The following is a 24,965-nucleotide window of genomic DNA, read 5'->3' on the forward strand; positions in this document are numbered from 1 at the left end:
GTTCGACGCACCGTCCTGATTGATGGCCGAACCCCGCACCACAGCCAGCACCTGATGCCCCCGCGCCCGCGCGTCCGACAACCGCTCCAGCAGCAGTACGCCCACGCCCTCGGCCCAGTTGGTGCCGTCGGCTCCGGCGGCGAACGGCTTGCAGCGGCCGTCGGGGGCCAGACCCCGCTGGCGGCTGAACTCGACGAACATGCCTGGGCCGGACATCACGGTGGCGCCGGCGGCGATGGCGAGGGAGCAGTCGCCGTTGCGCAGGGCGCGCACGGCCAGGTGCAGGGCGACCAGCGAGGACGAGCAGGCGGTGTCGACGGTCACCGCCGGGCCTTCCAGCCCCAGCGCGTAGGCGATGCGACCCGAGGCCACGCTGGCGGTGGTGCCGGTGAGGACGTGTCCCTCGACGGCTTCGGTGGCTTCGTGGAGTCGGGGCCCGTACTCGGGGGCGGTGGCGCCGACGAACACGCCGGTGGGGGTGGCGTGCAGGGTGCGGGGGTCGATGCCGGCGCGTTCCAGGGTCTCCCAGGTGGTCTCCAGCAGCAGCCGCTGCTGCGGGTCCATCGCCGTCGCCTCACGCGGCGAGATGCCGAAGAAGCCGGCGTCGAACCCGGCGGCGTCGTGCAGGAATCCGCCCTCGCGGACGTAGGTGGTGCCGGTGCGGTCCGGGTCGGGGTGGAAGAGGGTGGTGAGGTTCCAGCCGCGGTCGGTGGGGAAGGCGGTGAGGGCGTCCGCCTCGTCGGTGACGAGTCGCCACAGGTCCTCGGGGCTGCGTACGCCGCCGGGGAGGTGGCAGCCCATGGAGACGATCGCGATGGGGTCGTCGGCGCCGGTGGGGCCGGCGGGGGTGAGTGGCGTGGTCACGGGGTCGTCACCGGGGGCGCGCAGGCGGTCGGCGAGGCGGGCCGGGGTCGGGTACTCGTAGACCGCGGTCGCGGGGAGGTCGCCTCCGGTGAGGGCGTTGAGCCGGTCCCGCAGCTCCACGGCGGTGACGGAGTCGATGCCGAGGTCCTTGAAGGAGCGTCGGGGGTCGACGGCCGCGGGGTCCGGGTGACCCAGTACGACCGCGGTGCTCTCCTGGACGAGGCGCAGGGTGTCGGCGCCGGAGGGGCCGGCGGGGGCGTGGTGCGCGGCGTCCGACGTGGCCGCACGCCGGTCCGGGGCGGTGGAGTGACGGGCCGGGGCGGTGGCGGTGTCGGGGGCGGCCGGGATGTCCGCACCGGAGATCCAGTGGCGGCGCCGCTGGAAAGCGTAGGTGGGGAGTTCGGTCCGGCGGGGCGCGAGGCCGGAGAAGACCGGGGTCCAGTCGACGTCGGCACCCCGGGCCCACAGGGCGCCCAGGGAGGTCTGGAAGCGGGTGGGGCCGCCGTCGTCGCGCCGCAGGGTGCCGGTGACGACCGCGTGGTTCCGGCCCGCGGTCGCCTCCACGGTGTGCTGGACCGGTCCGGTGAGGACGGGGTGCGGGCTGACCTCGACGAAGGCTCCGTGTCCGGCGGCGGTCAGGGCGCGGACGGCGGGTTCGAGCAGGACCGGTCGGCGCAGGTTGTCGTACCAGTAGGCGGCGTCGGTGGCCGGGCCTTCCAGCCAGTCGCCGGTGACGGTGGACAGGAAGGGCACCTCGGGCGGGCGCGGGGTGATGGGGGCGAGCAGGCGCAGCATGTCGTCGCGGACGGGTTCGACGTGCGCCGAGTGGGAGGCGTAGTCGATCCCGACGCGGCGGGCCCGCACGTTCTCCCGGTCGGCGGTGGCGAGGAGGTCGGCGACGGTGTCGGCGCCGGCGGCGGAGACGACGGTGGAGGAGGGGCCGTTGAGGGCGGCGACGGTGACGCGGTCGCCCCAGCGGGCGGTGAAGTCGCGGGCGGCGTCCGGGGGCAGGGCGAGCGACACCATGCCGCTGCGGCCTTCCAGGGGGACGAGGATCTTGCTGCGGAGGGCGACGACCAGTGCCGCGTCCTCGAGACTCAGGGCGCCGGCGACGCAGGCGGCGGCGATCTCGCCCTGGGAGTGTCCGACGACGGCGGCGGGCCGCAGGCCGTGTGCCTGCCACAGGGCGGCCAGGGACACCATCACGGCCCACAGGACGGGCTGGACGACGTCCGAGCGGTCCAGGGGCGGGGCGGTGGGGTCGCCGCGCAGTACGGCTTCGAGGTCCCAGTCGACGTGCGGGGCGAGGGCGCGTCCGCACGCGGCGAGGCGGTCGGCGAAGACCGGTGCGGTGGTGAGGAGTTCGGCGGCCATGCCGTGCCACTGGCTGCCCTGGCCCGGGAAGACGAACACCGGCCGGTCGATGTCGCCGTCGACCGGTCCGGCGGGTACGGCCGTGGCGAGTGCGTCCAGGAGGCTCGTGGTGTCGGTGCCGACGGCGACGGCCCGGTGTTCCAGGTGGGTGCGGGTGGTGAGCAGGGAATAGGCGGTGTCGACCGGGTCGGGCCGGCGGGCACGGACGTGGCCGTCGAGGCGGTCGGCCTGGGCGCGCAGGGCCTCGGAGGTGTGGGCGGACACCAGCCAGGGGACGGTGGCGGGGGCGCCGCGAGAAGGGCGAGGTGCCTCGGGTGTGGGGGTGGGGGCGGCTTCGAGGACGAGGTGAGCGTTGGTTCCGCCCATGCCGAAGGAGGAGACGCCGGCCCGGAGCGGGACCCCGGGGGTGTCGGGGGTCCACGGGGCGAGTTCCCGCTGGACGCGCAGGCCGAGCCGGTCGAGGTCGATGGCCGGGTTCGGCCGCTCGTGGTTGAGGCTGGGCACGAGGTGGCCGTGGGAGAGGCACAGCACGGTCTTGATGAGCCCGGCGATGCCGGCCGCGCCCTCCAGGTGACCGATGTTGGTCTTCACCGATCCGACGGCGAGGGGGCTCCGGCGGCCGGTGGCGTTGCCGAGGACCTGTCCGAGGGCGTGTGCCTCCACGGGGTCGCCGACGCGGGTGCCGGTTCCGTGGAGTTCCACGTAGCCGACGTCCGCGGGGTCGACGCCGGCGCGTTCGTAGGCGGTGCGCAGGACCGTCTGCTGGGCGGCGGCGTCGGGGGTGGTGAGGCTGGTGCCGGTTCCGTCGTTGTTCAGTGCGCCGCCGCGGATGACGGCGTACACGTGGTCACCGTCGGCGAGGGCCCGGTCGAGCAGTTTGAGGACGACGACACCGCCGCCCTCGCCCCGTACGTAGCCGTTGGCGCGGGCGTCGAAGGTGTGGCAGGCGCCGTCCGGGCTGAGTGCCCCGAACTGGGCGGCGGCCAAGGAGCTTTCCGGGCTGAGGTTGAGGTGCACGCCGCCGGCCAGGGCGAGTTCGCAGTCGCCGAGGCGGAGGCTGTCGCAGGCGAGCTGGACGGCGACCAGGGAGGAGGACTGGGCGCTGTCCACCGTCATGCTGGGGCCGCTGACGCCGAGCGCGTAGGACAGCCGGTTGGCGATGAGGGCGCGGTTGAGTCCGGTGAGGGTGTGGTGCCCGGGTTCCGTGCCCGACCGCCGTACGACGTCGGCGTAGTCGCAGACGTCCGCGCCGAGGTGGACGGCGGTGGCGCGGGGTGCGGACGTGGCGGGGATACCGGCGTGCTCCAGTGCCTCCCAGCCCAGTTCGAGGGCGAGCCGGGCCTGCGGGTCCATGGCGTCGGCCTCGCGGGGCGAGATGCCGAAGAACGCGGCGTCGAAGTCGGCGGGCGCGGTGAGGTATCCGCCGCGGTGGGGGGCGGTGCCGCCGTTCGGAGTGGGCCAGCCGTCGTCCGGTGTGCCCTCGCGGCGGTCGTCCGGGGTGTCGACGACGGCGCTGCGGCCCGCGGTGAGGAGGTCCCAGTAGGCGGCCGGGCCGTCGGCTCCGGGAAGCCGGCACGCGAGACCGACGACGGCCACGGGTTCGTGGCCCGGCACGACGTTCCGGAGGTCGGTGGGCACCGGCTCGTTCATCGATGGCACTCCAGATACCGAGGGCGTGAGGACGGGAGCAGCCCTCACGTTCGCACGCGCTCGGGGAGTGTTCGGCGGCGGCGCAAACGCTCTAGGGGAATTCCTAGGCGTGCGCGGTGCTGTGCGGAACCGGCCCCGGCCGGGCCGCCGGTCCGTCCCGGGACGGGCACGGGAGTCCGGCTGCCGCGGCCGCCGCGCATCCCGCCACCGCCCGTCTCGGCCCTCGGCCGGTGCCGCCCCATAGCGAGTCCGGGGAGCGGGTCGCAAGACGGAATGACTAGGCGAATGCTCGAATTGCGGCGGGCACGCTGGAGGCGGCGGCATTCGACTGCCGCTCCTTTCGATGCGGGTGCCGTTCTTTCTGTGCGGACGTGCGACCAACGGCGCTCCAGCCGGTGAACCGTCCGTATGGCCGGGCTCCTTGAATGAGAGAAGGTCGTATCCATGACACCAACGACCGCGCCGGTGCCGTCGCGCTCCGTGCGGATGCCGACCGCGGCGAGCCTGGCCGCGTCCGCGGCGGCCGTCGACGGCGGCGTGCTGTCCCGTGCCGACCTGGCGGCGTGGCTGGAGGACCGTCGCCGGGCGCAGGCACAGCGGGTGGAGCGGATTGCGTTCGCGGAACTCGACGGCTGGGCCTTCGACGACCTCACCGGTGACCTGCGGCACCGCAGCGGGCGCTTCTTCTCGGTGCACGGGCTGCGGGTGTCCTCGGATTTCGGTCCGGTGCCGGCCTGGGAGCAGCCGATCATCAACCAGCCGGAGATCGGCATCCTGGGCATCGCGCTGCGTGACTTCGACGGGATACCGCATCTGCTGATGCAGGCAAAGTCCGAGCCCGGGAACGTGAACGGGGTGCAGCTGTCGCCGACCGTCCAGGCGACGAAGAGCAACTACATGCGGGTGCACGGGGGTTCGGAGGTTCCGTATCTCGACTGCTTCCGCCGTCCCGAGCTGGGTTCGGTGGTGGCCGACGTGCTGCAGTCGGAGCAGGGCTCCTGGTTCCTGCGGAAACGAAACCGGAACATGATCATCGCGGTGGGTCCGGACGTCGAGGCGGGTGAGGACTTCGCCTGGCTGACACTGGGTCAGGTCAACGCGCTCCTGCGCGAGGAGAACCTCGTGAACATGGACGCGCGCACCGTGCTGTCCTGCCTGCCGGACTGGCAGGCGCAGGCGGTGGAGGCGGTGCACTCGGACGCCGACATCCGCAGCTGGATCACCCGCCGCCGGGCCGAGCACGAGGTCCGGGTCACCGCGATCGGACTGTCGAAGACCGGCGGCTGGAACATGGGCGACACCGAGGTGGCCCATGAGCGCGGCCAGCACTTCAGCATCGTGGCGGTGGACGTCGCCTCGGCCCGCCGGGAGGTGCGGGCCTGGTCGCAGCCGCTGCTGAAGCCGCACGGAACGGGTCTGACCGCCCTGTTCGTGCGGCGGTTGCGCGGCGTTCCGCACGTGTTGCTGCGGGCCCGCGCCGAACCCGGCTTCGTGTCGGTGGTGGAACTGGGCCCGACCCTGCAGTGCACGCCGGAGAACTACGCGCACCTGCCGGCCGGCCTCCAGCCGGCCTACCTGGACGAGGTGCTCGCCCGTCGGGCCGGCGCCGTCTACGACGTGAAGCTCTCGGAGGAGGGCGGACGCTTCCTGCACGCCCAGAACCACTACGTCGTCATCGAGATCGACGACGATCTGCCGTTGGTCTCCGACGAGTTCCGCTGGGTGTCGCTGCGCCAGGTGGACGAGCTGCTGCGCTACGACCACCACCTCAACGTCCAGGCCCGCACGCTGATCGCCGCCTGGAGGTCACTGTGACGGGGGCCGGGGAGCGCACGGTCCGGCTGGGCGCGCTGGGGACATCGTCGATCGCGTGGCGCCGGGTGCTGCCCACGGTGGTCCGCACGCCCGGGCTGCGGCTGACGGCCGTGGCCGGCCGTTCGGAGGCCAAGACCCGGCGGTTCGCGGAGCGCTTCGGGTGCGCGGCCGAGACGGACGTCGCCGCCCTGCTGGACAGGCCCGACGTCGACGCGGTGTACATCTCGACGCCGACCGGGCTGCACCGCCGCTTCGCCGAGCAGGCGCTCATGGCGGGCAAGCACGTTCTGGTGGAGAAGCCGATCGGAGTGGACGCGGCCGAGGCGCGGGCGCTGTGCGCGCTGGCCGCGGAGCGGGATCTGGTGCTGCGGGAGAACTTCATGTTCCCGCACCATCCGCAGCACGCCTACGTCCGCGACCTGATGGAGACGGGACGGCTCGGCCGGCCGGCCTCCTTCCAGGCCGCGTTCTGCATCCCCCCGCTCCCCGAGGACGACATCCGCCACGACACCCGGCTGGGCGGCGGCGCGCTGCTCGACGTCGGGGTGTACCCCCTGCGGGCGGCCTCGCTGCTGCTGGGACCCGGCCTGGAGGTGGCGGGGGCCACCCTGCGGGTGCGCGCCGAGGACGGGCTCGATCTGTCCGGCCAGGCACTGCTGGTGTCACCGTCCGGTGTGCTGGCCGTGCTGGCCTTCGGGTTCGAGCACGCCTACGCGTCGACGTACACCGTGTGGGGTGACCGGGCCCGGGTCACCGTGACACGGGCGTTCACCCCGCCGCCCGCTCATCAGCCGCTGGTGGTGGTGGAGGAGCAGGACCGTCAGGAGCACCTGCGGCTGTCCGCGGCGGACCAACTGCAGTCGCTGCTGGAGGCGTTCGCCCGGCAGGTGCGCGAGGGCGGGGCCCGGGTCGCGGAGAGCGGGGTCCGTGCGGAGGCGATCGCGGCGATGGAGCTGGTGGACGCCGTGCGCGCCACGGCGCGACGCTTTTCGGTCGATTGAACGCGCGACCAAGCAGGCCGAAAATTCATGGGAATAAACCCAAACCTGATCATGCTAATTTGACATCATGATGGCCAACGTAGCTCAGGCGAAGACTCGCACATTCACACAGAAGGCACGGCGAGCGCAGATAGTCCAGGCGGCTATCGAAGCCCTCGCGGAAAGCGGCTACGCGAAGGCGTCGTTCACCAGGATCTCGCAGCAGGCGAAACTCAGCAGCACGGGGATGATCTCCTATCATTTCTCCGGGAAGCCGGAACTGTTCGCCGAGGTCGCCAACACGGTCATCGGGCAGGCGCGGGAATTGACGGCCGCGCGTATCGCCGACGAGACGACCCACCGGGGCAGATTGAGCGCATACATCACCTCCAGCTTCGACTTCGTCGCCCACCACCCCCTCCAGGCGCGGGCGCTCATGGAGATCGTCCGCATGGTCCGGGACGGGCGGATCAGCGGTCTGGACGACGTCGAGCACACCGTCACGTCGGTGGAGTGGCTCGTGACACTTCTCCAGCAGGGCCGTGAGGCGGGCGAGTTCGGCTCGTTCGACTGCCGCACCATGGCTCTGGCCGTACGCGGCGCCACCGACAGCGTACTGCGCCAACACCTGTGCGGTCAGCTCACTCAACTTCAGGACGTCGCACGGGAGTTGGCGGACATCTTCGATCGCTGTACCCGGCCGACCTAGCGTCCCACCAACCCTCCACCGAGCCGTCCGGCCGCCGGCTCGATCACAGGAGCACCGTTCATGACCTCCCCCACACCCCGCCCCGGCCCCACGGCCTCCCCCACCGACGGCCCTCCCGGCCCGTCCGCCGAGATATCGGAAACGCCGAAGACACCGGAGACACCGGAGACATCCTCCCCCCGCTGGGAATTCGCCCTCACCATCCTGTGCGACATCGTGCTGCCGGTCGGGCTCTACTACGTGCTGCGCGCCGCCGGTACGAGCGAGATCACCGCTCTGCTGCTGAGCGGCTCCGCGCCGGCCCTGCACACGCTCTACTCCGCGATCGGCCAACGGAAGCTGGACGCCATCGGCGTCTTCACCACGACCCTGCTCCTGGTGAGCGCCGTCGCGTCACTGATGACGTCCGACCCGCGTATCGTGCTGGCGCGCAACGGCCTGTTCACGGCGCTCGCCGGCGTCTGGCTGCTGGTGACGCTGTGCACCGCCCGGCCGTTCACCTACCAGGCCCTGCGCACACTGCTGCCCGGGCGGACGGCGGTGCTGGAGAGGCTGTGGGAGACGGACGCGGCCTTCCGGCGGGTGTGGCGCGGGCTGACGGTCCTGTGGGGCGTGGGTCTGCTGTGCGACGCAGTGCTGCGCGTGGTGATGGCGTACAGCCTGCCCGTCGACACCGTGCCCGCCCTGGACGGAGTCCTGTACGCCGCGTCCTGGATCGGATTGCAGGTGATCACCCAGGTGGTGCTGTTCCGGACGCGCACGCTGGCCAAGATCTTCGGCGACCGCAGACCGGGCCGCCACTTCTTCCCGGCGGCCCGGACGGACCACCGCGAGCGTACCGGGGACAGTCCATGAACACGTGACGACCGCGGCTGTGGCACACGGGCTCACGGCGTTGCCGCGCGGTCATCTCCGGTAGCCGAGGATGGTCTTCATGCCGGATTCGGAGTGGTACTTGTCCTTGCGGGCTCCGGCCGCATCCATGCCGGTGAGGGCGAAGGTGTGCCCGTGCAGGTGCACGCGGTGCCACATATCGGTGGCGTTGATGACACTCAGGCGGACCCGTTTCTCCCTCCCGGACGGGGTGGCGGTGTTCGACGGAGCAGGACTCGTGGTCGAAGCTCCAGTTGAACTTGCGCATGTTTCCGATCAGTTTGATGCGCATCTCGCGGTCCGGGCTGCGCTCGCAGAGGACCACCGAGTCGTCCGGCACGAGCCGTCGGGCCGGCACCAGCCGCCCGTCGAGCTCCCCCGGATGTGCGGAGCATCCGGGGAGGCACCCGCCGCCGGTGCGCAGGACGGCCAGGGCCCTCGCGTCCTTGCCCTCGGCGAGCGCGAACAGCGGGAACACCCCGTCCCGGGCGGTGACGAGCACGTCATAGCGTTCGGCCATGCCCGGCAGCAGCGCGTCCGTCCGAGTGTGCTCCACCGGGTAGCCGTCCGTGTGCGTCACGGTCATCTCGTGGCCGCCCGGTGCCACCCGGAAAGCCGTGTCGCCCCCGGCGTTGATGGTCCGCAACCGGATCCGGTCCCCGGGGCGGGCCCGGAAGACCGCCGACGCCTTCGGGAGGCGGCCGTTGATCAGGTAGTGCGGGTAGTCGACGTGCCCGCCCTCGCGCTGTGCAACATGCGGCTGTGTCCCTCAACTGCCGCCGGGGTGACCCCGGCCTCCGGCCACCGAGCGGGTGCCGGTGCCGGAGGGCGGCACCCGGCTGGCCACCACCGATGACCGCGACCCGACGGTACGGATCTGGGGCCGGGTCTCGGGAACCCGCACCGCCACCCACACCGGCCACAGCGGCTGCCCGCAGCACCGAGGGTGCCGTCTGCGTGCCGGAGCTGCTCGCGCACCAGGTAGCCGTGCTGCTGGAGTTCACCCAGCGCACCGCGGACGGCGTCAAGCCCGTCGAGGCCGACTCCCGACAGGCCGGCGACCGTCACCTGCCAGCCCGTAGCGTGCGTGCTGATGTATCCGAACACGCCCTTGGTCCGGAACGACAGCCTGGCATCGCGGAACGAGCCGTTGAGATCTGCGTGTACTGATCCGCGGCCATTCACGCGGCGGTGCCTTCCCCCGCGCCGCGCCCCCGCACCGAAACGACTCACCCCGCTCCCCCACACGCCACGAGCACGCTGGCGCTGACCGTGCTGGTCGCCAGTGAGCTGGTGGGCGAAGCCCTGCGGTACGGGTGCGTGCCCGGCCATCTGCGGCTGCTCCGGCACGAGCGGCTCGTAGTCAAAGTGTCGGACACGGGGCCCGACCTACCGCAGATCCAGCACACCACCCTGAGCGACGAGTGCGGGCGGGGTATGCAGCTGATCGACATGCTCTGCCGACGGTGCGGATCGTGCCGCACACCCACCGGCAAGGGCCGTCTGGGCCGAACAGGACATCTACGACACGGCCCGCCTGATGCCGTAAACGCGTCGGGGCGTATCCCCGCCCCGCGGGCGCCCCCCGTGTCGGCCAATGGGGGTAAAACGGCGGACGGGGCGCGATCGTCGGCGTGTCGCGTGGCATCCATGGGGTGACGGGCGCTAAGGCAGCGCCTTTTTGTCCGCTTCGCCCAGCGACGATTCCGGTGGGCGCGAAGGGAGCACGTTGTGAGACTTACTCGGATGGCGTCGATAGCCACCCTCGTCGTGGCCGTCTCCGTGACATCGGCGGCGCCGTCGGTGGCCGCGTCGGTCAGTGACCAGGACGCCATGTTCGTCAAGGCCGCTCATCAGGGAAACCTCGCGGAGATCGCCGCGGGCCAGGACGCGCAGAAGAACGCCACGACCGCGTGTGTGAAGAAGGTCGGTGGTGTCCTCGTCCGCGACCACGGCAAGCTGGACGCGGACGTGAAAACGCTGGCCGACAAGCTGGGCATCATGCTGCCCGCCGGGCCGACGCGGGAACAGCAGCAGGAACTGGCCGCCGTCCAGGCCAAGGCCGGCACGTCGGCGTACGACACCGCATGGCTCAAGGCCCAGGACGCCGCACACACCAAGACCCTGGCCATGATCGACCATGAGCTCGAGGCCGGCCGGAACGACGAGGTCAAGGCGACCGCCCGTGCGGCGCGTCCGGTGGTGAAGATGCACCTGGACATGGTGCGCGGAGGCACCTGCCACGCCGACAAGGAAGCGGGCATGGTCAAGGCCGGCAGCGGCGGGCAGTTCGCCGCCGCCCCGGGCGTCTCCCCCACTGCCGGGGCGATCGGCCTGGCCGGTGGCGGGCTCCTCGCCGGCTTCGGGGCCGCGTGGCTGATCCGCGGCCGGCGCCGCCCCGCACAGGACAGTTGAGCCGCGAACGGTCGTGGAGTCGGGCCGCCGCGGCCGTCCTGTGCGTGGCCGGAGTGATCGCGGCGGCATGCGGCGGAGCGGTGTTCACCGGCCCACCGGACCGGGGCGACACGGGTCCCGTGGGCCGGACCGCGACATCGGCGGAACGGCCCGCCGACGGGCACGGGCCGACCGTGCCGACGGACGTACGCGGCCCGCACGGCTTCCGGGCCCGGATCGTTCCGGTCGCCGCAGGACGCGACGGCGCGCTGAACCTCCCGGAGGACGCCCGCAGCGGCGCCTGGTGGGCGCTCGGCGCGCCGGTCGGCGCCGCCCGCGGCACGGTGCTCGTCGCCGGTCACGTCGACACACGGCGCGCGGGCCTGGGCGTGTTCGCGGCCCTGCACGCGCTGCGGCCTGGCACGGAGATCGAGGTGACCGGCGCGAACCGCCAGGCCTACCGTTACGTGATCAGCGCCCGCCGCACCTACCCGCGGCAGGCGCTGCCACGGGACCTCTTCAGCCGCGCCGGACCCCACCGGCTGGCGCTCGTGACCTGCACCGGTACGTACGACCGGACGACAGGCGGCTACGACCGCAACCTGGTGCTGTACGCGACCTCCGCTCCCGGCCACGGCGTCCCGCGTTGAGCGACGGCGCTGTCGGGGCCGGTGCGCGGCCGACCGTGGGAACGCCGGTCGCTGTCGGCCGGCAGCTCGGTCAGCGGCATGTCCAGCCGGGCGCGGAGCTCGTCGAGGCCGATACCGAAGGTCTCCCGCACGAACACGCCGCGCGGTCCCACGTCGAAGACCGCAGTGTCGGTGTAGAGCCGGCTGACACAGCCGACACCGGTCAGCGGGTAGGTGCACTCCGGGACCAGCTTGGACCGGCCCTGCTTGTCGAAGAGCCTCATCATCACGAAGGTCCGCTTGGCACCGATGGCGAGGTTCATCGCACCGCCCACGGCCGGGATGGCGTCCGGCGCGCCGGTGTGCCGGTTGGCCAGGTCGCCGGTCGCGGAGACCTGGAAGGCGCCGAGCACGAAGACGTCGAGATGGCCGCCGCGCATCACCGCGAACGAGTCGGCGTGGTGGAAGCACGACGCTCCGGGCAGCTCGGCACCGGTACCTTGCCCGCGTTCGTCAGGTCCGGGTCGATCTCGTCACCCTGCGCGGCGGGGCCCATGTTGAGCATGCCGTTCTCGGTGTGCAGCACCACGCCCGAGCCCTCGGGCATGTCTTCGGCCACCTTGGTGGGCCGGCCGATCCCGAGGTTGACGTAGGAGCCGGCCGGGATGTCGCGGGCGACGGCCGCGGCGAGTTCGCCGGGGTGTCATGTCAGCGCGCTCCCTGCACGGCGTAGTGACGAGCCTCGAACCGCACGATGCGGTCGGCGTAGACGCTCGGTGTGACGACGGCCTCGGGGTCGAGGTCACCGGTCGGGACCACCTCGTCGACCTGGACGACCGTGGTCGTCGCCGCGGTCGCCACCACCGGCCCGAGGTTGCGGGCGGTCTTGCGGTAGACGAGGTTGCCCATCCCGTCGGCTCGACGGGCGTTGATCAGCGCGACGTCACCCTTGATCGGGTACTCGAGGACGTAGTGCCCGTCGATGGCCCGGGTCTCCTTGCCCTCGGCCAGCGGCGTCCCGACGGCCGTCGGGCAAAAGAACGCGCCGATCACTCCGCCCCACCACCCACGCCCGCCGACAGGCCTTTTACCTCGCCCGAGCGCACTTACTGGAGGCGGAAATGCGGAGGGGGCGCGGTTCAGGTTGTCTGTGGCCAGGCTCGCAGCAGAGCGGCGATCCGCTTGGCGGTGCACGCGGGGTCGCGCAACAGCTCGCGTAGGGCGACGGCGTCTTCCCGGGTGGGCTTGACCGGGATGCCGGAGGCTTCCAGGTACATCACGCCGGTCGCTGCAGCGACGGCCATGTTGGAGCGCTCCAGCCAGCGGCAGCGGCCGAGGATGTGCACGAGGGCGGCTGCGCGAGCGTAAGGACCGTCGTAGACGGGTGTTTCCAGCAGTTCGGCTCGGTGGCAGGCGACCGCTGCTACCGGAACTCCGTAGTCGTCGGGGGCGGGATCTCCTGCGCCTGCTAGCTCGGCGACCTGGAGGATCCAGGGGACATCGATGTGCAGGTCCATTACGCGGCGTGCGCCCCCGTGGAATGCCGTTCCCCGTCTTCCGCCTCGTCGAAGACGGACTGGTGCTCGTCGAGGAACCGTCGAGCAGCGTCCAGGCCACGCTGCTTCAGCCCTTCTGTGTCCTCCCGTACGAGGCTGGCGATGTAGTCACCGAGGCTAAGGCCGCGATCAGCGGCTCGGGCCTCAGCCAAGGATTTGATCTCGCTATCGACGCGCGCGCCCAGCTGTGTCTTCGCCATGACCCGATGGTAACAGGTGTTACCAGGCGGCGGGGGCTGTCAGCCAAGGGCGCCGTAGGGTCCTTCGCGCCGGCAACAATCCAGCCTGGTCGATGTGTTGTTCGCGTCCGGTTCCCTGGGCGGCGGCATCGAGCAGAGGCGCGAGGTCTCCTGTGTCGGCTGGGGTCAGTATGAGCCAGCGCAGGATGATCTGCAGGGTCAGGAGCCGAAGGGCGCGCAACTCCTCGAGCTTCTCGTGCTCGGTCTTTTCTTTGATCTTGTCGCCGTGCACGATGATGATGTTTGCCATCGTCTTCGGGCTCAGCGTGGACTACGAGATCTTCCTGCTGTCCCCACTCCGTCGCCTGGCACAAAGTGTGGTGTCGGCAGGGCAGAAGGCGATGTAACAGGAGATCTCCTCAGGCCGGCTCACGCTGCGGCGGGCGATCACCCAGTGCCGGCAGTCTTCCCGGTGCCAGGAGCGGACCGACACCTCGCCCAGTCGAACACCGGGGCCCACGAGACCCGTTCCCGCACGACCAGCGCTTCACTTCTGCCGCGGCAGCCCGTGAAACAGGTCATGAACGGGATGGTCCATGGCCCAGCGAGTGACGACGGTGCGGTGCCGGCTGATGGCCATGACATGGAAGACATCCGCCCGCTCCAGCTCGGTCCGCCGGCTCTGGAACAGCCGTAACCGGCGTCCGCGGTCCCCCACCCGAACGGATCTTCTCCTGGACCGTCCGGCGGACCATCGCCCTGGCCACCGCCACCTTCGTCTCGGAAACGACCCTGTCATCGATGCCGGCCCACCTGCACCGCTCCCGGTCGTCAGTCCAGGACGCTGGCAGGCACAGACACCGGTCGATCAGGATGCGGCCGCAGGCGGTGGCATAGGCGCAGACGGTCAGCAGCCCGTCGGAGGTCCAGTGGCCGACCGAGAGGTCGAAGCCCAGTGCGGGTATCCCGAAGTGAGAGTCGCGGATGGTGGGGTAAGCGCTGCTGAGCGGGGTGTTCGCCCACACCAGCGCGACCACTGCTGCGGCCAGCAGGACGAGGCCCCCCACCGTCTCGGTGCACAGGGCCCGGGTCACTGCCTGTTGTTCGGGCCAGGGGAGAAGACCGAGGAACGGGTTGCGGGGCGGGGTGGCGGCCAGGTCGGCGAACTCGGGGTGTCGGGGAAAGGGCACACGGCCCTACGGACGCCGACCGCACTTCCCGGCACACCCCGCGTCTCATTGACGCGTTCTTCACACCCTAACCGGAATGGGTTCGTCGGCCCACTCCCACCTTTCCGTCGCAACCGGCCAGGCAGCGAGCTGGGCAACGTACTCGGGCGAGACAACGGGAGAAAGGGGTACACACGTGGCCTGGGATTGATCGCGTCTGTCAGGAGGTCGCAGTGACGCTTTCGGACGTGGTCTACGTCTGTCTGGGCCTGGGAGCCCTGGCTGCGGCCGTGCTGCCCCGGGTGGTCTCCAAGCGGCCGTTGTCCCTGCCCATGGTCTTCCTCGCCGCGGGGGTCCTGATCGAGTTGCTGCCGGTGGGGGTGCCGAGTGTGGATCCCGTTCGTCATCGGCTGTGGGTCGAGCACACCACCGAGGTGTGTGTGATCGTGTCGCTGATGGGCGCCGGGCTCGCCATCGACCGGCCCTTCGGATGGCGCCGGTGGTCGACGACGTGGCGGTTGCTGGGCATCACGATGCCGCTGACGGTGGCGGTCGTCACCCTGCTGGCCTGGGGGCTGCTGGACTGGCCGCCCGCCGCCGCCCTGCTGCTGGGCGCCGTGCTCGCCCCCACGGATCCCGTGCTGGCCGGTGAGGTGCGCGTGGGCGAGCCGCTGGGTACCGAGCGCGACGAGGACGAGGTGCGGTTCGCCCTGACCAGCGAGGCAGGGCTGAACGACGGGCTCGCCTTTCCGTTCGTCTACGCGGCCATCGCCCTGGCCGCGGCGGCCGGGACGGGGTGGTCGGCGGACTGGATCGGTTCGTGGGCGCTGACCGACCTGCTGGGCAAGTGCGCTGTCGGGCTGGCCGTCGGCGGCGGAGTCGGCTGGGTGCTGGGGTGGATGTTCTTCCGGGTGCGTACGTCGGCGCTGCGGCTGTCCGAGCACATGGAGGGCTTCGTGACGCTGGGAGCCACCTTCGTGTCGTACGGCATCGCCGAGGTGCTCCACGGCTACGGCTTCCTGTCGGTGTTCGTGACGGCTTGCGTCATCCGGGCCGCCGAGCGCAGCCACGGCTATCACAAGGTGCTGCACGAGTTCACCGAGCAGATCGAACGGCTGCTCACGGCCGTGCTGCTGTTCCTGCTCGGCGGCTACCTGGTGGACGGCGCCCTGTCCGCCCTGACATGGGCGGGCGCGGTCGTCGGTGCGCTGGTGCTGCTGGTCGTACGGCCGCTCACGGGGTGGCTGGCACAGGCACGCACCGCCGTGGCGAAGAAGGAGCGTGCCGTGGTCGCCCTGTTCGGGATCCGGGGCATCGGTTCGCTGTTCTACCTGTCCTACGCGCTGGGGCAGGACTCCTTCGCCGGCCTGGACCGGGAACTGTGGGCCGTCGTGGCCCTCACCGTGGTGATCTCGGTGGTGCTGCACGGCGTCATGGCGACCCCGGCCATCGGCTACCTGGACCGGCGACGAGCCAGGGCGGAGCTCGGCGGCCGGCCGTAGGCGGCTGTTCGTGGGCCGCCAGTCTCGGCGGCAGGCGTACGGGCCCGTATCCACCAAGGCGCGAGGTGGGTACGGGCCCGTACCGGAGCGGGGCCGCCGGGGGCGGTCAGACGGTGGTCTTCACCACTCCTGGTCTGCGTCGCCGTCGCTGATCTCGCCGGCCTTGCGGGCGCGGACGAATTCCAGGAAGGAAGCGAGTTCGCGTTTGACGACCGGGGCGAGCAGGTACAGGCCGATGATGTTGAAGACCGACAGCAGGAAGAGCGCGGAGTCGGCGAGGCTGATCAGCGAGTCGAGGGACATCAGGGCGCCCAGGATCACGAACAGGCTCCAGACGACCTTGAAGACGGTCTCGCTTGCCTTGCTCTTGCCGACAGGTACGACCAGGCCTTGAGACCGTAGTAGCCCCAGGTCAGGATCGTGGAGAAGGCGAACAGCAGCACCGCGACGGTGAGCACGGCCGGGAACCAGGGCAGCACGGTCTCGAAGGCGTCGGAGGTGATGGTGACGCCGCCGATGCGCTCGTCGGCCCGGGCCTCGCCCCAGCTGGCCGGGTTGGCGATGACGATGGTCAGCGCGGTCATGGTGCAGATGACGACCGTGTCGATGAACGGCTCCAGCAGGGCGACTCCGGAACCGGCAAGTCGCACATGCTGATCGCGCTTGGCACCGAGGCCGCGATGAAGGGCTACCGGGTCCGCTGCACACTGGCGACGAAGCTGGTCAACGAGCTGGTCGAGGCCGCCGACGAGAAGCAGCTGAACAAGACCATCGCCCGCTACGGCCGCGTCGACCTGCTCTGCATCGACGAACTCGGAGACATGGAACTCGACCGGCACGGCGCCGAACTGCTCTTCCAGGTGCTGACCGAACGCGAGGAGAAGAACAGCGTCGCTACCGCCTCCAACGAGTCCTTCGGCGGCTCGACCAAGACCTTCACCGACCCCCGCCTCTGCGCGGCCATCGTCGACCGGCTCACCTTCAACGGCACGATCATCGAGACCGGCACCGACTCCAACCGCCTCGCCAGCACCCGGGCCCGCGCCGCAACCCCGGCCAAGGCCGGTTGACTTTGGCACCACGCGTTGGTCCTGCCGACCCGGCGGCGGGACCAGCGACATCACAGCTCGTCGTTCAACAGCGAATACATGAACATGTCCCGGCGTTCGTCCCCCACCTGCTGCCATCTCCGCAGCAGCCCCTCACGTCGGAACCCAGCACGCTCGGCAGTGCGCACGGAGGCTGTGTTCCACGGCTCCACCCACAGTTCAAGCCGGGGAATCCGCAGATCACGCAAGGCCCAGCCGACCACTGCGTCGACGGCGGCTACGGCGACCCCCCGACCACGCGCCGACTTGACAACCCAGTAGCCCAGCGACGCGCGGCCCTGTGCCAAGTCCCGCAGCCACAGCCCGACCTGGCCAACTGGCCGATCGTCAGAGGTCACGACGACGAACGTATAACCAGCCCTCGTCGTTGCTCGACCCCACTGCCGTTCGATGAACGCGACGCCCGCCGGCTCGGAATAAGGCGTCGGCACCGTCGTGATCAACGGGATGTAGTCGTCTTCCGACGCCTCACGGACAAGCGGAAGGTCCGAGAGGCGCCACGGCCGAAGCGTGAGTACACCACCAGCGGCGAGTTCAGGCACGTCAAGAGGTTGCTCCATCCGCCCATCCTGCCGAGGCTCCAGACCGGTCCGCACCTGGGTTCCGGCACCGCCCCGCACTCGTCGCTCCTTCCAGGACGACGAGCGACATCGGGCCAGGTGACGTCGTTGCTCGTGAACATCCGCTGACCCTCTGATCACCAACCGCTGCTGAAACCGATCGACAAACGCTGCCGCTGAACGTGAACAGAGCCACTCTGACGTCGAATCTGGACCGATTGCCGGTGACAACCGGCAGACTCACCCAGGGCTGACCCGTTTCCACCGGTCCCACTTCGGTGACAAACGGTCTGCCATATCCCGTCTTTACCGATCTGGCCCTGGCTTCGGCTGACCTGGCCCCATCATTCCGCAGCGGACATCGATTGAGATGTACAAATCAATACTACGGGGTGCGTGACAGCCCACGGGGAGCGTCAAGTGTGACGGGTGCGGGTGAATATGACCAGGGGCCACCCCCAAGTATGCGACTGGCTGATAGGAAGACGGACATGCATGTGATTGATCCCGCATCCTCGCGTGAACTGAGGTTATGGACATCTGGCTCGGCCAGCGACGACGACCTGCGTGCGCTGCATGCGTGGCTTGCCCACGAGGATGAACTGCGCGGGCGGGTGGAGCTGCGTGCTCACTCCCCGGCCGAAGGCGACATGGGCGGCGCTGTGGAGCTCCTTGCCGTGGCGCTCGGCTCCGGTGGGGCGTGTGCGGTCCTCGCGCAGTCCGTGTGCACCTGGCTGAGCCAACGCCGGCCCGACATCACCGTCACGGTCAAGGCAGCCGACGGCCGGGAGGTCACCATCGATGTTCGCCGGGCCGAGGACCCGATGGCCGTGGTACGCGAAGTGGAACGCCTCATTGGCTCCACACGGGGCGATGACCGGTGAGCGACGCATGGTTTCCGGACGGCGCCCGGAGCAGGATCCTCCTCATCGGCACAGCCGGTTATCGCCACCGCAAGAACTTGCGCCCGATCCCCGCTGTCCACAACAACCTTCTGGATCTGCGGAAGACCTTCACGGACCCGGACCACGGGATTCTGGCCGGACAGCCAGAGCATTGCACTGTCCTGGGAGCTGACGGCACGGCCGTCGACCAGGAGACCATCGGCAAGGCATTGTCCACAGCGAGCGACCAGGCCGAGGACCTGCTGCTGGTCTACTACGCCGGCCATGGGCTCCTCGACGACGACGGCCTTCTCTACCTGACGCTCAAGCACACAGACCCGAGGCATCTCGAGTTCACCGCCGTAGACCTGAATCTCCTCAAGCGTCGGCTCGCCAGAGCAAAGGCACGAGCCCGGGTACTGATCCTCGATTGCTGCTTCTCCGGGCGGGCGATCGAAGCCATGGGACCCTTGCCCAGCCTGGTCTCCGGCCAACTTCCCGCCAGCGGCACCTACACCCTCACGTCAACGAGCGCGACCAGACCTTCGCACGCGCCGCCGAAGGATCGCAACACGGCTTTCACCGGGGCCCTGCTGGGGGCGCTTGGTGAGCCGGAGCCGATGCGTCTGGACGAGATCTACCAGCACGTGAAACACCAGCTGGACGATCGCGGCCTCACGGCTCCGCAATGCCGGGCCGTCGGCGACACCGGACGAATAGCTCTGGCACGAGGCGCCATCCCCGTGCCGCCACCCCAGACACGCCCGCCCGGGCATCGGCTGCCGGCAACGCTGCTGTGGGTGTCGGGAGCGGTAGGCACCGCCGTGACAGCGGCAGCCATCGGGATACCGATCGCTCAACAAGCGGCGGGCGAAGCGCACGAGAAGAAGATCCCCACCGCCAAACCGACACCAAGCACTACCGCACCGACCTCCACGGGACCCAGTACGAGCACCCCCACTTCCCCCCAGAGTTCTCCCGGCGGTTCATCGGCCTCCGACTCCCAGCAACTCGAAGTCGCGGTACGCAAGACGAAGCACACCGCCGACGGCGCCGTCACGATCGGCGTGACCAGCGCGGTCGGGCAGATCAACGACGCCAGCGGCACCACCATCTTCGGCAACGGGGGTGAGACGGGTGGCGGTGGCTCCGTGACCGCCGACGGGGCTCCCGGGAGCAGCACCGTCGGATTCGCCGACTTCTACATCGAAACCCCCGTGCGGACCTGCAAAGCTCGGGGAGTGGCCATCGGCGAGTCCACGGTTGTGGCCGAGTCCTCGGCCGCGTCTGGCAAGTGGGCCAGGATCACGGTCGTTGCGGTGGAAGGCGCCATCTCCGACCCCGGCAACACGGCCGTGACCTTCCAGGTGACCCGAGGGAAAGGCGCTGTTCCCAAAGACACCGCCACTTGCGCGTGAATGTCAGAGGCTTCCTTCGGATGCGAGAGTTGGCGTCTGCCAAGGGCGGCGCAGCACCATGATCGCCCCCCACTCCCCGCAGTGCCACCGGCCCTGCTGCGGTATCGCAGGCTCGGCCGACTCCTGCCCGGACAACTCCGCGGCGTCGCCCCCTCTGATCTCCGACACCCAGCTTCCGAAGACCCCGAACATCGCCACGAGTGCAAACATGGTGCGGCAAGACGACAGCTTAAGCACTCCCCGCGCCTCTCGCGTTCCTGGCACCGGCAGCCACCTTCTGCCAGCACCATAACCAGTAGTCCACCGCTCCTCAGCCCGCCGCCGATCCCTCAGAAAGGCCGAACACCACCAGAGCCGCACAGAGGGCCTCGCCTGGTGGCGCGTCGAGCTTCGCCGTCCTTGGACAGCCACGACCCCTGATGGATTCCCACCCGGCTCTTCGCGGAGGTTCGGAATTCGGACAACTCGCGCGTCGACGCGCTGCCCTCGCCGGCCACCGGTCCGACTTCACTGGCAAACGGTCCAAGTCCACAGTCACGGGACAGCGGCGCAGAGTTCGGAGAGCCGCTGCAGGGAAGGGCTGGTCGGCACGCTGGTGGAAAGCGAGCGCGCCCTGATCCCCGACTGCGTCCGCGCCGCCCATCCCGCCTCTGCGAACGCTTCCGTCGCTGGTCGGCCGACGGCACCTGGGACCGGCTCCTGGCCCACGTCCAGCAGCACTCCGATGCTGTCGGCACAGTCGACTGGACGGTCGTGGGCGTGGATTTGACGACCGTGCGGGCTCACCAGCACGCGGCCGGGGCGAGAAGAGGGGGGTTGGCCGGGTGAGGCGCTCGGCCGGTCCCGCGGCGGGCTGACCACGAAGGTGCACCTCGCCGGCGACGGGCAGGGCCGCCCCCTGGCGTTCACGATCACCGCCGACAGCGTCAACGACTGCACCCGGTTCGAGCACGTCATGGCCCGCATCGAGCCTCGCGCGCCGGGCGGTCGCCGTTCGCAGTGACGCGGATCACGGGAAGGGGCGTCGACCGAGCGGACAGTCCAAGGTGACGGAGGAAATACCCGGGCGGTGCGCCGACACGCGCACCGCCGGCCTCGCGCCGAACCACCGGAAGCGGTCCGGAACGGTAAGCGCCCTGACGGCTCCGTCCGATCCCCTCGAAGGAGGCTGCTTCCCCGTGCGCAGAAGAATGAGAACAGCCGCGTTGGCGGCATTGACGCTGAGCCTGCCCGCAGCTCTACTCGCAGGACCCAACCCACCGGCACATGCGGACCCGGCTCCCCGAACAGACGGCACCGGCACCCTGCGGACCGTCACCCTGGTGACCGGTGACCGCGTCACCCTCGACAACCGCCACCGAGTGACGGTCGAGCCCGCCGAAGGCCGCGAGAAGGTGGCGTTCAGGACTCAGCGCGTCGACGGCCATGTGCACGTCATACCCTTCGACGCCGAACTGCTGCTGGCCCGCCGGCAGATCGACGCCCGGCTGTTCGACGTCACCGGCCTGGCCGACATGGGCTTTGGCGACCGCCACCGGTCCGACCTGCCGCTGATCGTGACCTACAGCAAGGGCGAGGCCCCTCCGAGTGAGGAAATGGCGCGTGCCGCCACGGTCGAACGCCGGCTGCCGACCGTCAACGGTGCCGCTGTCAGTGTGCGCAAGTCAGGTGCCACCGCTGTCTGGGAGACCCTCACGGACCAGTCGGCGGACACGGCACGCCGGACCGCGCCCGGCGTGCAGCGAATCTGGCTGGACGGGAAGCGGCGCGCCGTGCTGGACCGCAGCGTGCCGCAGATCGGCGCACCTACCGCGTGGAAGGACGGGTACGACGGCACGGGAGTCACCGTCGCCGTGCTCGACACCGGGATCGACTCCGGTCACCCGGACTTGAAGGGCCGGATCGCGGGCGAGCGGAACTTCTCCGACGACCGGGACGCGGTGGACCGTCACGGCCACGGTACCCATGTCGCATCCACTGTGGCCGGCTCCGGTGCCGCATCGGCGGGTAAGCACCGGGGCGTGGCCCCCGGGGCGCGCCTGCTGAACGCCAAAGTGCTCGGCGAGGACGGCTCGGGCACCGAGTCGGGCATCATCGCCGGCATGCAGTGGGCCGTCGACCAGGGCGCCGAGGTGGTCAATCTCAGTCTCGGCGGCGAGGACACCGAGGGCACCGACCCCTTGGAGGAAGCCGTCCAGGCGCTCTCGGCGAAGACGGGGGCCCTGTTCGTGATCGCGGCGGGCAACGACGGCGAGTTCGGAGCACGCACCATCGGTTCACCGGGCAGCGCGCCGGCGGCGCTGACCGTGGGCGCCGTGGACCGCGCCGACACCCTGGCTCCCTTCTCCAGCCAGGGCCCCACCGCGAGCGGCGGCCTGAAGCCCGACGTGACCGCTCCGGGCACGGGCATCGTGGCGGCCGGCGCGGCCGAGGGAGGAGAAGGCGACCCGGCCGGTGACGGCTACGTGTCGATGTCAGGCACCTCGATGGCCACCCCCCATGTGGCGGGAGCCGCCGCCATCCTCGCCCAGCGCCACCCGCAATGGGACGGCGAACGCCTGAAGGCGACGCTCACCGCGTCAGCGAAGTCCGCCCCCGGCCGCTCCGCCTACTTCCAGGGCAGCGGCCGGATCGACGTGGCGGCCGCAGTGGAACAGCGCGTCACCACTTCCCCCGCCGCCCTCGACTTCGGTGCCCAGCGATGGCCGCACGGCGACGACCCACTGACCAACAAGGAGGTCACCTACCGCAACTCGGGCGCGCAGTCCGTCACACTCGACCTCTCCGCACAGGCCTTCGGCATGGACGGGAAGCCCGCCTCTGAGGGCATGTTCAAGGTCACGCCCGCACGCCTCGTCGTCCCCGCCGGTGGCACCGCGACCGCCACGGTGACCGCGGACACCAAGGCCGGGGACAGCGACGGAACGTTCGGCGGCGCTCTGCTCGCCACCGCCGACGGCAGACCGGTCGCCCGCACCGCCCTCGGCACGGAGCGCGAGGTCGAGTCGTACGACCTGACGATCCGCCACCTGGACAGCGGGGCGCACCCTCCGGCATCGCCCACACAGCGGTCAAAGGGACGGAGGCGGCAACCGGTTCCGTCTGGCGGACCGTCGGCGACGCGGACGGCGAGGTCACGATCCGGCTGCCGCGCGGCCGTTACGCGCTGGAGGGCACCGTGTTCGCGGACGCCGAGGGCAAGGAAGGCGCCGCCGTGCTGTTCCGCCCCCGCTTCGAACTCACGGCGGACGCGACCGTGGTGATGGACGCGCGGACCGCTCGACCGATCAACATCACCACCCCGGACGCACGGGCCGTGAGCATCGAGCGGCACGTGCTGTACGAGGTGAACGGCCCCTACGGATACGGCAGTTCCTACCGCCTGCCCCCGGATTCGGCACAGTACCGATTCGCCGGGACAGGACCGGCGGTACCACTCGACGAAGCCCCCCTGCTGATCACGGAGGTCTTCAGCAGCCCTTCCGCCACCTACCGCCTGGCCTGGAACCGTCCGGCCTGGTCCTTCAGCGGGCTCAACGAGCAGGTGCGCCGCTCGCAGCTCTCCGAGGTCACGGTAACCGCGGGAGCACCCGCCGCGGGGCGTACGGCCGTTTTGGTCGCCGGGCCGTGGACGCTCAACGGCCTGAGCTGGACGGGCGTCGAGACTCCCGAGACGGCGTTGCCGGCGCGACGGACGGAGTATCTGCTGCGCGGCAGCGACGTGCGATGGGAGTACGACTTCCACCAGTACACGCCCGGCGGCGACGGTGGCGAACCTGTCTGGGACGCCACTCTGATGACGACTCCCATGACCTTCACCCGTGACCGCCACCAGCTGCGGATGAACTTCGGCGTGTTCGGTCCGGTCCTGATCAGCGAGGACGTGCCCCGGCACCTGCGGACCGGAGCGGTCAGGAAGGGCAACACCCTCCGCGCCAACCTGCCACTGTTCGGTGACGGCGCCGGCCACTCCGGCCAGTCGGCCTACGCCAGAGCCCGCACTTCCCTCACGGCGGACGGCGAGGACATCTTCACCTCCGACCGTCCCCTGACCACTTCCGACGCCCTGGTCCTGCCCGAGGACGAGCGCGCCTACCGCCTGACCACCGAAGTGTCCCGCCCCCTCGCGACTTCTCCCCTCAGCACGCGCGTCACCGCCGAGTGGACCTTCCGCTCCGCGCACGTGCCCGACGACCAGGAGAGCCGCCTGCCCCTGTCCGCCGTCCGCTTCTCCCCACAGCTGGCGCCGGACGGTACCGCCGCTGCCGGCACCCGCTTCGAGGTCCCGTACGCCCTTCAGGGCGCGGCGGCGTCGGGCGGCGTGCAGTCCCTGAAGTTCGAGGTCTCGTATGACGAGGCCGGCACCTGGCGGCCGGCGACGCAGGCCGACGACGGGCGGCTGGTCCTGCAGCACCCGCGAGGCTCCGGCTCGGTGTCCCTGCGGGTCCATCTGACCGACACACAAGGGAACACGGTGCGGCAGACCATCGACCGCGCCTACCTCCTGCGCTGACCCGCGTTCGCCTCGGCCCGCCGGTTCCCGATCGGCGGGCCGAGGCCTGTCCGCCGCCGCGGGTCGGGCAGACCCCCCAGCGGGCGAGGTCGCGCTGAAGCAAGTTGCCGTAGAGGGGAGTGCACGGATTCCGCGCCAGACCCGGAGCCGGGGATTGTCGTCCGCATCGGCCGACTCAGCCTGGACCTCGGCAAGGGCGAACACCACACCATCGTCGTGGCCGCTGCCGGGAAGAAGGCGTTCGGACAAGCGCCTGTCCGACACCGAGCCGGAGCTTCGCGAGTCTTTCGCGGCACTGCGGGTCAAGCACGGAACCCTGCTGGTCGTGGTCGACCAGCCGGCCACGATCGAGGCCCGGCCGCCGGCACTCGCGAGGGACACAAGCTACCCGTCGCGGACCTGCCGGGGCTGACGATGCGGCGGATCGCCGATCTCTGGCCGGACGAGGCCAAGACGGGGCGGGGGACGCGCTCATCGTCGCGAACGCGGGCCCACACATGCCCTACACGCTTTCGGTGATCGACGGCGAGGACGAGACGATCGCCGAGTTGGAGATATTCGCCCGACGACGACCTGGCCGGCGGAGCCATCTGGGTCGTGATCAGGCTGCACCGCCTGCCCACGCTGATCCACCTCGCTGGAACGGGTCCTGCGGCCTCGGTTGAGCACTTGCCCGTCCTGACGTCGCCGGAGCGGTTGGGGGGCACCGGCCAGACCCGCAGGGCAGGCCGTCAGCTACTGATCATCCTCCTGCTGCCGAAAAGCGCTCAGGCGGGGCGAGCCGCTG

At 70.5% G+C, this 24,965-nt stretch carries 17 protein-coding genes and 9 pseudogenes; 15 read left to right on the top strand and 11 right to left on the bottom strand.

Annotated elements, in window-relative coordinates:
• On the bottom strand, positions 1-3,888 hold a 3,888-nt coding region (locus tag ABTZ58_RS32775; RefSeq protein ID WP_351364748.1), incomplete at its 3' end, for a type I polyketide synthase.
• A 444-nt stretch (positions 3,889-4,332) separates the two neighbouring features.
• Here ABTZ58_RS32775 and ABTZ58_RS32780 point away from each other — a divergent pair.
• The 4 genes from ABTZ58_RS32780 (at position 4,333) to ABTZ58_RS32795 (ending at position 8,247) form a co-directional block, all read left to right on the top strand.
• Positions 4,333-5,703, top strand: coding sequence for an NDP-hexose 2,3-dehydratase family protein (locus ABTZ58_RS32780; RefSeq protein ID WP_351364751.1), 1,371 nt, complete (start codon positions 4,333-4,335; stop codon positions 5,701-5,703).
• Positions 5,700-6,704 (top strand): Gfo/Idh/MocA family protein, encoded by a 1,005-nt coding sequence (locus ABTZ58_RS32785; RefSeq protein WP_351364754.1) that lies wholly within the window; start codon positions 5,700-5,702, stop codon positions 6,702-6,704. Before ABTZ58_RS32780 ends, ABTZ58_RS32785 begins: the two co-directional genes overlap by 4 nt.
• Positions 6,705-6,771: 67 nt before the next feature.
• Complete coding sequence (locus ABTZ58_RS32790; RefSeq protein ID WP_351364757.1) at positions 6,772-7,392, top strand: TetR/AcrR family transcriptional regulator; 621 nt, start codon at positions 6,772-6,774, stop codon at positions 7,390-7,392.
• Positions 7,393-7,452: 60 nt separating this feature from the next.
• Positions 7,453-8,247: a VC0807 family protein gene (locus ABTZ58_RS32795; RefSeq protein WP_351364760.1), complete on the top strand. Its 795-nt coding sequence runs from the start codon at positions 7,453-7,455 to the stop codon at positions 8,245-8,247.
• 51 nt (positions 8,248-8,298) lie between these two features.
• Here ABTZ58_RS32795 and ABTZ58_RS32800 read toward each other — a convergent pair.
• Positions 8,299-9,007, bottom strand: a pseudogene (locus ABTZ58_RS32800) (multicopper oxidase domain-containing protein); the annotation flags it as partial.
• 215 nt (positions 9,008-9,222) lie between these two features.
• Between ABTZ58_RS32800 and ABTZ58_RS32805 the strand changes: the two are divergent.
• The 4 genes and pseudogenes from ABTZ58_RS32805 to ABTZ58_RS32820 all read left to right on the top strand — a co-directional run bounded on the left by ABTZ58_RS32805 (position 9,223) and on the right by ABTZ58_RS32820 (position 11,309).
• Positions 9,223-9,435: a hypothetical protein gene (locus ABTZ58_RS32805; protein WP_351364763.1), complete on the top strand. Its 213-nt coding sequence runs from the start codon at positions 9,223-9,225 to the stop codon at positions 9,433-9,435.
• Between the two features lie 99 nt (positions 9,436-9,534).
• Positions 9,535-9,814 (top strand): annotated as a pseudogene (locus tag ABTZ58_RS32810) (ATP-binding protein); the annotation flags it as partial.
• A 197-nt stretch (positions 9,815-10,011) separates the two neighbouring features.
• A complete protein-coding gene (locus ABTZ58_RS32815) occupies positions 10,012-10,680 on the top strand; it encodes a DUF4142 domain-containing protein (RefSeq protein WP_351364766.1) in 669 nt (222 codons plus the stop codon).
• Positions 10,681-10,724: 44 nt separating this feature from the next.
• On the top strand, positions 10,725-11,309 hold the full coding sequence (locus ABTZ58_RS32820) for a class F sortase (RefSeq protein WP_351364769.1): 585 nt from the start codon (positions 10,725-10,727) through the stop codon (positions 11,307-11,309).
• Between the two features lie 71 nt (positions 11,310-11,380).
• On the opposite strand, the pseudogene ABTZ58_RS32825 reads toward ABTZ58_RS32820, so the two are convergent.
• From ABTZ58_RS32825 to ABTZ58_RS32855, 7 genes and pseudogenes are all read right to left on the bottom strand, one after another.
• Positions 11,381-11,982, bottom strand: a pseudogene (locus ABTZ58_RS32825) (CoA-transferase); the annotation flags it as partial.
• A gap of 14 nt (positions 11,983-11,996) precedes the next feature.
• Positions 11,997-12,347 (bottom strand): annotated as a pseudogene (locus ABTZ58_RS32830) (3-oxoacid CoA-transferase subunit A); the annotation flags it as partial.
• Positions 12,348-12,427: 80 nt separating this feature from the next.
• A complete protein-coding gene (locus tag ABTZ58_RS32835) occupies positions 12,428-12,805 on the bottom strand; it encodes a fic family toxin-antitoxin system, toxin component (RefSeq protein WP_351364772.1) in 378 nt (125 codons plus the stop codon).
• Entirely contained in the window at positions 12,805-13,044 is a 240-nt protein-coding gene (locus ABTZ58_RS32840; RefSeq protein WP_351364775.1) for a hypothetical protein, read from the bottom strand. The genes ABTZ58_RS32835 and ABTZ58_RS32840 overlap by 1 nt, the downstream gene beginning before the upstream one ends.
• A 19-nt stretch (positions 13,045-13,063) precedes the next feature.
• Complete coding sequence (locus tag ABTZ58_RS32845) at positions 13,064-13,333, bottom strand: hypothetical protein (RefSeq protein WP_351364778.1); 270 nt, start codon at positions 13,331-13,333, stop codon at positions 13,064-13,066.
• 33 nt (positions 13,334-13,366) lie between these two features.
• Positions 13,367-13,922 (bottom strand): annotated as a pseudogene (locus ABTZ58_RS32850) (transposase); the annotation flags it as partial.
• Positions 13,923-13,925: 3 nt separating this feature from the next.
• Positions 13,926-14,180 (bottom strand): annotated as a pseudogene (locus ABTZ58_RS32855) (Na+/H+ antiporter NhaA); the annotation flags it as partial.
• Positions 14,181-14,425: 245 nt separating this feature from the next.
• Between ABTZ58_RS32855 and ABTZ58_RS32860 the strand changes: the two are divergent.
• Positions 14,426-15,694, top strand: a complete 1,269-nt coding sequence (locus tag ABTZ58_RS32860) for a cation:proton antiporter (protein ID WP_351364781.1) — start codon at positions 14,426-14,428, stop codon at positions 15,692-15,694.
• 106 nt (positions 15,695-15,800) lie between these two features.
• On the opposite strand, the pseudogene ABTZ58_RS32865 reads toward ABTZ58_RS32860, so the two are convergent.
• Positions 15,801-16,323, bottom strand: a pseudogene (locus ABTZ58_RS32865) (alanine:cation symporter family protein); the annotation flags it as partial.
• Here ABTZ58_RS32865 and ABTZ58_RS32870 point away from each other — a divergent pair.
• Positions 16,318-16,764 (top strand): annotated as a pseudogene (locus ABTZ58_RS32870) (ATP-binding protein); the annotation flags it as partial. The pseudogenes ABTZ58_RS32865 and ABTZ58_RS32870 sit on opposite strands and share 6 nt — an antisense overlap.
• Before the next feature lie 50 nt (positions 16,765-16,814).
• Here ABTZ58_RS32870 and ABTZ58_RS32875 read toward each other — a convergent pair.
• Entirely contained in the window at positions 16,815-17,363 is a 549-nt protein-coding gene (locus ABTZ58_RS32875) for a GNAT family N-acetyltransferase (protein ID WP_351364784.1), read from the bottom strand.
• Positions 17,364-17,854: 491 nt separating this feature from the next.
• Between ABTZ58_RS32875 and ABTZ58_RS32880 the strand changes: the two genes are divergently transcribed.
• The 5 genes and pseudogenes from ABTZ58_RS32880 (at position 17,855) to ABTZ58_RS32900 (ending at position 24,178) form a co-directional block, all read left to right on the top strand.
• A complete protein-coding gene (locus ABTZ58_RS32880) occupies positions 17,855-18,247 on the top strand; it encodes an effector-associated constant component EACC1 (protein WP_351364787.1) in 393 nt (130 codons plus the stop codon).
• Positions 18,244-19,665, top strand: coding sequence for a caspase, EACC1-associated type (locus ABTZ58_RS32885; protein WP_351364790.1), 1,422 nt, complete (start codon positions 18,244-18,246; stop codon positions 19,663-19,665). The genes ABTZ58_RS32880 and ABTZ58_RS32885 overlap by 4 nt, the downstream gene beginning before the upstream one ends.
• A gap of 654 nt (positions 19,666-20,319) precedes the next feature.
• Positions 20,320-20,656: pseudogene (locus ABTZ58_RS32890) on the top strand (transposase); the annotation flags it as partial.
• A 331-nt stretch (positions 20,657-20,987) separates the two neighbouring features.
• Positions 20,988-22,928 (top strand): S8 family peptidase, encoded by a 1,941-nt coding sequence (locus tag ABTZ58_RS32895; protein WP_351364793.1) that lies wholly within the window; start codon positions 20,988-20,990, stop codon positions 22,926-22,928.
• A complete protein-coding gene (locus tag ABTZ58_RS32900) occupies positions 22,844-24,178 on the top strand; it encodes a hypothetical protein (RefSeq protein ID WP_351364796.1) in 1,335 nt (444 codons plus the stop codon). The genes ABTZ58_RS32895 and ABTZ58_RS32900 overlap by 85 nt, the downstream gene beginning before the upstream one ends.
• The last annotated feature ends 787 nt before the right edge of the window (positions 24,179-24,965 follow it).

It is taken from the genome of Streptomyces sp. NPDC094143, assembly GCF_040303825.1.
Classification (GTDB): Bacteria; Actinomycetota; Actinomycetes; order Streptomycetales; family Streptomycetaceae; genus Streptomyces.

Coding starts and splice junctions, on each gene's coding strand:
- ABTZ58_RS32845 (WP_351364778.1), bottom strand. CDS start 13,333: ATGGCAAACATCATCATCGTGCACGGCGACAAGATCAAAGAAAAGACC.
- ABTZ58_RS32875 (WP_351364784.1), bottom strand. CDS start 17,363: ATGGAGCAACCTCTTGACGTGCCTGAACTCGCCGCTGGTGGTGTACTC.
- ABTZ58_RS32780 (WP_351364751.1), top strand. CDS start 4,333: ATGACACCAACGACCGCGCCGGTGCCGTCGCGCTCCGTGCGGATGCCG.
- ABTZ58_RS32840 (WP_351364775.1), bottom strand. CDS start 13,044: ATGGCGAAGACACAGCTGGGCGCGCGCGTCGATAGCGAGATCAAATCC.
- ABTZ58_RS32815 (WP_351364766.1), top strand. CDS start 10,012: ATGGCGTCGATAGCCACCCTCGTCGTGGCCGTCTCCGTGACATCGGCG.
- ABTZ58_RS32795 (WP_351364760.1), top strand. CDS start 7,453: ATGACCTCCCCCACACCCCGCCCCGGCCCCACGGCCTCCCCCACCGAC.
- ABTZ58_RS32835 (WP_351364772.1), bottom strand. CDS start 12,805: ATGGACCTGCACATCGATGTCCCCTGGATCCTCCAGGTCGCCGAGCTA.
- ABTZ58_RS32880 (WP_351364787.1), top strand. CDS start 17,855: ATGCATGTGATTGATCCCGCATCCTCGCGTGAACTGAGGTTATGGACA.
- ABTZ58_RS32790 (WP_351364757.1), top strand. CDS start 6,772: ATGATGGCCAACGTAGCTCAGGCGAAGACTCGCACATTCACACAGAAG.